Source organism: Chitinophaga sp. GbtcB8 (genome assembly GCF_019091455.1).
Lineage (GTDB): Bacteria > Bacteroidota > Bacteroidia > Chitinophagales > Chitinophagaceae > Chitinophaga.
Window position 1 is genome coordinate 53828 of sequence record NZ_JAGXJN010000046.1, and the last position, 7458, is coordinate 61285.

Annotated in this window: 7 protein-coding genes and 1 tRNA gene; 5 read left to right on the forward strand and 3 right to left on the reverse strand. The window is 49.1% G+C overall.

The window, feature by feature from the left end; all coding sequences use genetic code 11:
• Positions 1-242 precede the first annotated feature (242 nt).
• Complete coding sequence (locus KVT36_RS28155; protein ID WP_217606775.1) at positions 243-1826, reverse strand: peptide chain release factor 3; 1584 nt, start codon at positions 1824-1826, stop codon at positions 243-245.
• Between the two features lie 195 nt (positions 1827-2021).
• Between KVT36_RS28155 and KVT36_RS28160 the strand changes: the two genes are divergently transcribed.
• The 4 genes from KVT36_RS28160 (at position 2022) to KVT36_RS28175 (ending at position 5484) form a co-directional block, all read left to right on the forward strand.
• Positions 2022-3269: an ABC transporter permease gene (locus KVT36_RS28160; RefSeq protein ID WP_217606776.1), complete on the forward strand. Its 1248-nt coding sequence runs from the start codon at positions 2022-2024 to the stop codon at positions 3267-3269.
• Positions 3270-3328: 59 nt separating this feature from the next.
• On the forward strand, positions 3329-3646 hold the full coding sequence (locus tag KVT36_RS28165) for a hypothetical protein (RefSeq protein ID WP_217606777.1): 318 nt from the start codon (positions 3329-3331) through the stop codon (positions 3644-3646).
• A 28-nt stretch (positions 3647-3674) separates the two neighbouring features.
• Positions 3675-4679: a tRNA (adenosine(37)-N6)-threonylcarbamoyltransferase complex transferase subunit TsaD gene (gene tsaD / locus KVT36_RS28170; RefSeq protein ID WP_217606778.1), complete on the forward strand. Its 1005-nt coding sequence runs from the start codon at positions 3675-3677 to the stop codon at positions 4677-4679.
• 145 nt (positions 4680-4824) lie between these two features.
• Positions 4825-5484 (forward strand): tRNA1(Val) (adenine(37)-N6)-methyltransferase, encoded by a 660-nt coding sequence (locus tag KVT36_RS28175; RefSeq protein ID WP_217606779.1) that lies wholly within the window; start codon positions 4825-4827, stop codon positions 5482-5484.
• Positions 5485-5487: 3 nt separating this feature from the next.
• Here the strand turns inward: KVT36_RS28175 and KVT36_RS28180 are convergent, their stop codons facing one another.
• Positions 5488-5991, reverse strand: a complete 504-nt coding sequence (locus KVT36_RS28180; protein WP_217606780.1) for a hypothetical protein — start codon at positions 5989-5991, stop codon at positions 5488-5490.
• A gap of 59 nt (positions 5992-6050) precedes the next feature.
• Positions 6051-7283: an NAD(P)-dependent oxidoreductase gene (locus tag KVT36_RS28185; RefSeq protein WP_217606781.1), complete on the reverse strand. Its 1233-nt coding sequence runs from the start codon at positions 7281-7283 to the stop codon at positions 6051-6053.
• A gap of 89 nt (positions 7284-7372) precedes the next feature.
• Between KVT36_RS28185 and KVT36_RS28190 the strand changes: the two genes are divergently transcribed.
• Positions 7373-7456: transfer RNA gene (locus KVT36_RS28190), tRNA-Leu, on the forward strand.
• Positions 7457-7458: the final 2 nt, after the last annotated feature.

Consider the following 7458-nt stretch of genomic DNA (forward strand, 5'->3'; position numbering starts at 1 on the left):
TTTGTACGACCAACTCAAATTAAACTACGTTGCTATTTCTAAGAAAGCAAATTGCTTTACCACGTGTTAATTGAATGATGCAAAAATAAGAGTACCCTGCATAAGGCATTTATGCATTCGGGAAAACGATTTACGTGAAGCGGAAAGATGTAAATGAGCAAATATGCAGATATGCAAATGTGCAGATGATTTAAAGCGGAGTACCTTCATCCGCACATCTGCATATTTGCACATCCACACATTTATTTATGTATTTCTGAAGTAAAGTGAAACTCTATTTCCGGGTTGTTGGTACGTTCTGTATTCAGGTACCATTCAGACTGGGCCAGGTATACCAGGTGGCCATCTTTATCCTCTACAATGTTAGCCTGTTTAAAACGGGTAAATTCTTCGATCTTCTGTTTATTGCCGGTGATCCAGCAGGCTTTGTAAAAGGGCAGGGTATTGAACTGGCAGGCTGCTCCGTACTCCTGCAACAGGCGGTACTGGATCACTTCAAACTGCAGGTCGCCCACGCAGCCTATGATCTTGCGGTTGCCGCCATGCTGGGTGAACAGCTGGGCCACGCCTTCGTCCGTTAGCTGGCGGATGCCTTTTTCCAGCTGTTTTGTTTTCATCGGATCCTTATTCACCAGCTCTTTGAACAGCTCCGGTGAAAAGCTGGGAATGCCGGTGAAGTAAAAGGATTCGCCTTCTGTAAGGGTATCGCCGATCTTAAAGTTGCCGGTATCAAAAAGACCTACCACATCGCCGGGGTAGGCATCATCTACCACGTTCTTTTCACGGGCCAGGAAAGTGTAAGGGTTGCTGAAGCGCACATCTTTATCCAGGCGTACATGGTGGTAAAATTTGTTACGCTCAAAACGGCCGGAGCATACCCGCAGGAATGCAATACGGTCGCGGTGGCGGGGATCCAGGTTGGCGTGGATCTTAAATACAAAGCCGCTGAACTTATCTTCCCCTACCGCAATAGGGCGGGTGCTGGCTTCCCGGTCGCGGGGCACAGGGGCTATCTCCACAAAAGTATCCAGCAGGTCTTTTACTCCAAAGTTATTCACCGCGCTGCCAAAGAACACAGGGGCCTGTTTGCCTTCCAGGTAGGGCTTATTATCAAAGGGATCATATACGCCTTCTATCAGCTCAACATCGTTGCGCAGCTGTGCGGCATCTTTTGCGGAAAAGTGTTCATCTATATAAGTGGAGCTGAGATCGGCCAGCGGCACTATATCATCATCTGTAGCCTTTTTATTGGGCAAAAAGGATACAAAGCTTTTGTTATAGAGGTTATACACGCCTTTGAAATCCGTTCCGCCGTTAATAGGCCAGCTCAGAGGGCGTACTTTGATGTTAAGCTTTTCTTCCAGCTCATCCAGCAGGTCAAAGGGGTTTTTACCGTCGCGGTCCATTTTGTTCACGAAAATGATCACGGGGGTATCGCGCATGCGGCATACTTCCATGAGCTTTCCGGTTTGCTCTTCCACGCCCTTTACACAGTCAATTACCAGCACTACGCTGTCTACCGCGGTAAGGGTGCGGTAGGTATCTTCTGCAAAGTCTTTGTGACCGGGGGTATCCAGCAGGTTTACCAGCACATCGCGGTATTCAAAGGTCATCACGGAGGTAGCCACGGAAATACCGCGCTGCCGCTCAATTTCCATAAAGTCAGAGGTGGTGTGCTTCTTGATCTTATTGGATTTTACCGCACCGGCCGTTTGTATGGCGCCGCCGAATAACAGGAATTTCTCCGTTAAGGTGGTTTTACCGGCATCCGGGTGGGCTATGATGGCAAATGTTTTCCGTTTGTTGATCTCGCTGGAGTACTTCATTCGTAGTTTTTGTAAAATGGGTGCAAAAATAGGTAAAATTTTTGGGTCCATGATCCATGGTTGATAGTCCATGGCATAGTTAAGCATTACCAGCGCTGCGTTGCCGGTACCATGGCCCGGATAAACTTGTTATGTGGCGTGTGCCATGGACTATCGGCTACTCAACTATTAACTTAATAGATTATATTTGGGAATATGTTAGCTACCCTTAAAATACTATGGAACAGCCTTAAAATGGCGCTGCTGGAGCTGAAAGTGAATAAGCTACGCACTTTTCTCTCCTTACTGGGCATTACCATTGGCATCTTTTGCATTATTGCCGTTTTTACCGTTACAGACAGTATGGAAAACAACATCCGCAGCGATGTACAGGCATTAGGCAGTGATGTGATCTACATACAGAAATGGCCCTGGGGCGGCGGGGGCGAATATCCCTGGTGGAAATACATGAACCGTCCGGAGCCTGAGCATAAGGAGCTGAAGGTGATACAGGATAAAGTGCAAAGCGCTGCCTCTGCTGCCTTTGCTTTTTCGGCCTACAGCAAAAAAATAGAATACCGGGATGATTATATGGATGGGGTAGAGGTGATGGCGGTATCACAGGATTTTGATAAGATCCAGAACCCGGCGATCATTAACGGGCGTTATTTTACAGGTAATGAAAACAGCTCCAACGTAGTGATACTGGGCGCCAACATCTGGGAAGGGCTGTTCAACAGTTCGGATGCCGCATTGAATAAGGTGGTGCAGGTTGCAGGCCGCCCCTGTAAAGTGATAGGCCTGCTGAAGAAAAAGGGAGAAAGCCTGCTGGGCGGTATTAATTATGATAACGCGGTAATAGTGCCTTACGGTTACGGGCGTACTATTATGGATGAACGCCGTTTTGGCGATCCTTATATAATGGTAAAAGCAGCGCCCAATGTGCCCCTGGTACAGCTGAAAGACGAGCTGCGGGGCGTGGAGCGCGCCATGCACCGTTTACGGCCACGTGAGGAAGATGATTTTTCCCTCAACGAGATCACTACCCTGAGCGATAACCTGAACGGGCTGTTTTCCATCATGAATGTTGCCGGTGGCATCATCGCCATATTTGCCCTGATAGTGGGAGGTTTTGGTATTGCCAATATTATGTTTGTAACCGTGAAAGAACGTACCAACATCATTGGGCTTAAAAAGGCCATTGGTGCGCGCCGCAGTGTAATTTTGATGGAGTTTCTGCTGGAAGCAATTGTATTGTGTTTGATAGGCGGGGGCTTTGGATTACTGATCGTGTATACGGGTACGTTATTGGCATCCGGCAGCCAGAGTTTTACCATTACCTTATCGGTCAAGAACATTATTCTTGGCCTGAGCATATCCGCCGTTGTGGGTATTGTGGCCGGGTTTATACCTGCTTTTTCTGCCTCCAAGCTGGATCCGGTGGTTGCTATCCGAAGCAATTAACATGAAAAGTGAGGGCGGAATATTAACTTCGCGCTTTCATGACCAAACATTGTCTGTGTATGAAACTTCGTATATACATTGCTGCCTTTTGCCTGGCAGCCTTTGCTTATTCCTGCTCCACCACTAACCAGATCAATACCCGCGACTGCCGTTATGAAGGCATTGTAATGGACATGAGGGGACTGGATGGCTGCGGGTTAATGATCATACTGAACGACAGCGCACATACCCGCCTGCAACCATTGGCCATTATAGATACAAGCTTTCACCTGCAGCCCGGCCAGCGTGTACGGGTAAATTATACGGAGCTGCGCGGGCAAATGTCTGCCTGCATGTCGGGTAAGCTGGTGCGCATAGACTGTATTAAGGCGCAATAAAAGCTGCAAATGCTGTAGTTTTGCACCCATGCCCGTACATATTTTAGCTATAGAATCTTCCTGCGACGAGACCAGTGCAGCCGTACTTACCGACGGTAAGGTGTTAAGCAATATCATTGCCAATCAAACCGTACATGAACAATATGGGGGCGTGGTGCCTGAGCTGGCATCGCGCGCACACCAGGAGAATATTGTACCTGTAGTGGATATGGCCCTGAAGCAGGCCGGTGTGGACCGCAGTGAGCTGAGCGCCATTGCATTTACCCAATCCCCCGGGCTGATAGGCTCCCTGCTGGTAGGCAGCTGTTTTGCCAAAGCCATGGCCCTGGCATTAAATATACCGCTGATAGCCGTGCATCATATGCAGGCGCATGTGCTGGCTAATTTCATAGCCGATCCCAAACCCAGCTTTCCTTTTCTTTGTTTAACAGTGTCCGGCGGTCATACCCAGATCGTGCGTTGCGATAGCCCGCTGTCTATGCAGGTGATCGGCGAAACGCTGGACGATGCGGCCGGAGAGGCCTTTGATAAAAGCGCTAAGCTATTGGGACTGCCTTATCCCGGTGGCCCGTTAATAGATAAATATGCGAAAGAAGGGTATGCTGCCCGTTTCAAATTTCCCGAACCGCAGATACCGGGATTAAATTTCAGCTTCAGCGGATTAAAAACTGCTATCCTATATTTTTTGCAGGAGCACCAGCAGAAAGATCCCGGGTTTGTGCAGGCTAACCTGGCAGATATCTGCGCATCTGTACAGGAGCGTATTGTAAGCATACTGCTGCATAAGCTGGTAAAGGCATCCAGGGAAACCGGCATTCAGCAAATAGCCATTGCGGGCGGGGTAAGCGCTAACTCCGGCCTGCGGAACGCCTTACAGCAGTATGGTGAAAAATACGGCTGGCAAACCTATATTCCCAAATTTGAGTATTGCACGGATAATGCCGCTATGATTGCCATGACGGCATGGTACAAATACCTGGCAGGTGATTTTGCAGGGCTGGAAGCAGGAGTGAGCGCGAGAGCGGGTTTTTAGTTCAATTATGAATTGTCAATTACAAATTATGAATTGGAATGCAGCGGAGATCTGATTACAGTATGTTTAAGCCTCTGTATATTTTTTGATGGGCAATAACTATTTTCAGTTTAAACAGTTTAGGGTTCAGCAGGATGAATGCGCCATGAAAGTGTGTACAGATGCGTGTTTGCAGGGGGCTTTTACGGCGCAATACCTGTTGACACAGCCCGTAGGAAGGATCCTGGATATTGGTACCGGTACAGGTTTGTTAAGCCTGATGCTGGCGCAGCAAATACCGGTCAGCATTACTGGTGTGGAACTGGATACCGCTGCGGCGGCGCAGGCCCGGCAAAACTTTGCAGCATCGCCCTGGGCAGAGCGTTTGCTGGTAACGCAGGCGGATATACGCGCATGGCCGTTTACCCAATTATACGATCACATTATTACCAATCCTCCCTTTTACGAAGGCAGCTTAAAAAGCGGTGATACCCTGCGCAACCAGGCCATGCATGCTACCACGCTTGGCTATGAAGCGCTGTTACAAGCCATCAGCGATCATTTGCAGCAGGAGGGCAGCTTTTCTGTATTGTTGCCGTATGCGGCTTTCCCGGGCTTCAGGCAATTGGCGGAAGCAGCTGGTTTTTATCCTCAACAAATACTGGAAGTGAAACAAAGTGTGCAGCATGGGTATTTCCGCGCTGTAGGCATTTTCAGCCGGCAGCCGGTTACGCCGGTAATAATATCCTTAGCTATCTATGAAAAGCAAAATGTGTATACGCCGGAATTTGTGGCGTTGCTGCAACCTTACTACCTCTATCTATAGATCTTAATTTTCACTGACCGGCACATGAAAACTGCAGCTGGTAGTGCCTACGGATACCGGTACCAGGGTGGTGCCAAACTCCCCGGGAACACCTGCGCCATAAAGGGAAATAGTTTGTATGCCTGTGGTGGTAAAAATGCCTACATCGGAGAAGGTGATACCATTGACGGTGCCGCTGACAACGGACCACCTGCCGGGAGTAATGACATTCACTTCCAGGGTCACCGTTTCATTCTCCGTTAAGTATTCACCGGAAACATACGTACCCTGCACCTGGAAATTGGCGCATTTTCCTGCGCTGACCACCAGCTCAAAGTTGGCAAAGCTATCGATATTTACCACGGTATCCGGCGGATTGGTGCCGGTTGTGTCTGTGGTATCTGTCCCTGTAGTATCTGTAATGCCGCCGCCCGGGTACGGAATTTCCTGGCTTAATTCTCTTTTACAGCCAAATATGATACAGCATAGCAATGCGATTATAATAATTGGGGCGTTGGCAATGCGCATAAACTGTTCTAATTATAAATAACGGGGAAAAGACTCTGGTGTAAAGATACGCTTTCTATTCATTGGCCGGATACCCGATCCTGTACATATCCTTCCAGGTAAGCGAATCTTTCTGTGAGCTGTCCGTTTTTAGCGATGGTAGCATTTTCAATGGTTGTGCTGTAGGGCTGCAGCAACTCTTCAAACACATATTTCATCAGCTGATCGCCGAAGTACTGGGAGGCATCGCGGGGCAGCTCATTAGGGAGGTTGCTTACACACATCATGTCTATGGAGCGGGAGAGGCCGGGGGCTGTACGTTCCCGGCTAATGCGGTCTACGCCGTACACGGGGTCGGCAATGGTGGAATCGCCCAGGTTGCAGGGGATGGAGCCGTTGGTGTCGTCTGTAATGTCGGCAATCACCTGGATGCGGAAGTTATCTTTAGCCAGATCGTTCCAGGAGAAAAGCGGGGCTATACCTTCTTCCCAATAGATGCCATTCATCAGAATATCGCTGGCCGTAACGTAGGGCAGGAAGCGGCATTCGTAATTTTCCGGGCTGGTGTGAAAATCGTCCCGGCTGTAGGTTTTATCGGAGCGGCGCAGGTACAGCTCACCGGCTTTCAGCTGCGTGTACACGGGGTAGGCATAGCTGTTTATGAGGAACTCCTCCGGGGTAATGTATTTAATACCCAGCATACCCATTACTTCCAGGATGCCTGCGGCTACGCGACCGGAGCCGGTGATCACGATCTTTAGCGGCGGCAGCTTGATGCCGAAGTAATGTTTGATAAGCTCCTGCAGGTCGTGGCAGGTATGCACCGGGCGGTAAGTGAACAGTCCCGTGCGTTTACCATAGGCCAGTAATCCATTATGCGCGCCTACCACGCCGGCAAAAAATCCGAAACCCAGAATGCGTTGCCCATCTTCATGTACCAGGCATTCATAATCCACCAGGGTAATGTGCTGATCTATGATATGCTGCAGCATGGCCTGGTTATTAGGCTGCTGTTTTTTGGTATGGGAAAAGAAGAGGTAGGTTTTGCCGGGGAGCAGCTTTTCCTGTGGTACTTCTTTAATGCCCAGCAGGATATGGCAGTGGGAGAGGTCCTCTGCCAGCGGAATACCTGCCTGCGTGTATTCGCTATCCGTGAAGCAGCGGTGCGGCGAGGGCTGTACGGTGATTTGTACGTGAGGATAATTCTGTAAGATCCATTGACATTGTTGTGGTGTAAATGCGGCCCGGTTATCGTGTGGTATTTTTTCTTCCCGTATAAGGCCGATATGGATGGTGGAATCAGTTACTTGCATGGGCCAATTTACGGAATAACCCAATTCAGATTTTTTATTTGGGTTTCCGGGAAAATTTTCTACATTTGCGTCCCCGCAATTGCGGGATTGCCCAGATGGCGGAGTTGGTAGACGCGCCAGGCTCAAAAACTGGATATCGCAAGATAGTGCAGGGTCGATTCCTGCTCTGGGCACT

Excerpts from the sequence above, each read along its gene's own strand:
- KVT36_RS28155 (WP_217606775.1), bottom strand. The coding sequence starts at position 1,826 with ATGAAGTACTCCAGCGAGATCAACAAACGGAAAACATTTGCCATCATA.
- KVT36_RS28185 (WP_217606781.1), bottom strand. The coding sequence starts at position 7,283 with ATGCAAGTAACTGATTCCACCATCCATATCGGCCTTATACGGGAAGAA.
- KVT36_RS28165 (WP_217606777.1), top strand. The coding sequence starts at position 3,329 with ATGAAACTTCGTATATACATTGCTGCCTTTTGCCTGGCAGCCTTTGCT.
- KVT36_RS28180 (WP_217606780.1), bottom strand. The coding sequence starts at position 5,991 with ATGCGCATTGCCAACGCCCCAATTATTATAATCGCATTGCTATGCTGT.
- KVT36_RS28175 (WP_217606779.1), top strand. The coding sequence starts at position 4,825 with ATGAAAGTGTGTACAGATGCGTGTTTGCAGGGGGCTTTTACGGCGCAA.
- tsaD (WP_217606778.1), top strand. The coding sequence starts at position 3,675 with ATGCCCGTACATATTTTAGCTATAGAATCTTCCTGCGACGAGACCAGT.
- KVT36_RS28160 (WP_217606776.1), top strand. The coding sequence starts at position 2,022 with ATGTTAGCTACCCTTAAAATACTATGGAACAGCCTTAAAATGGCGCTG.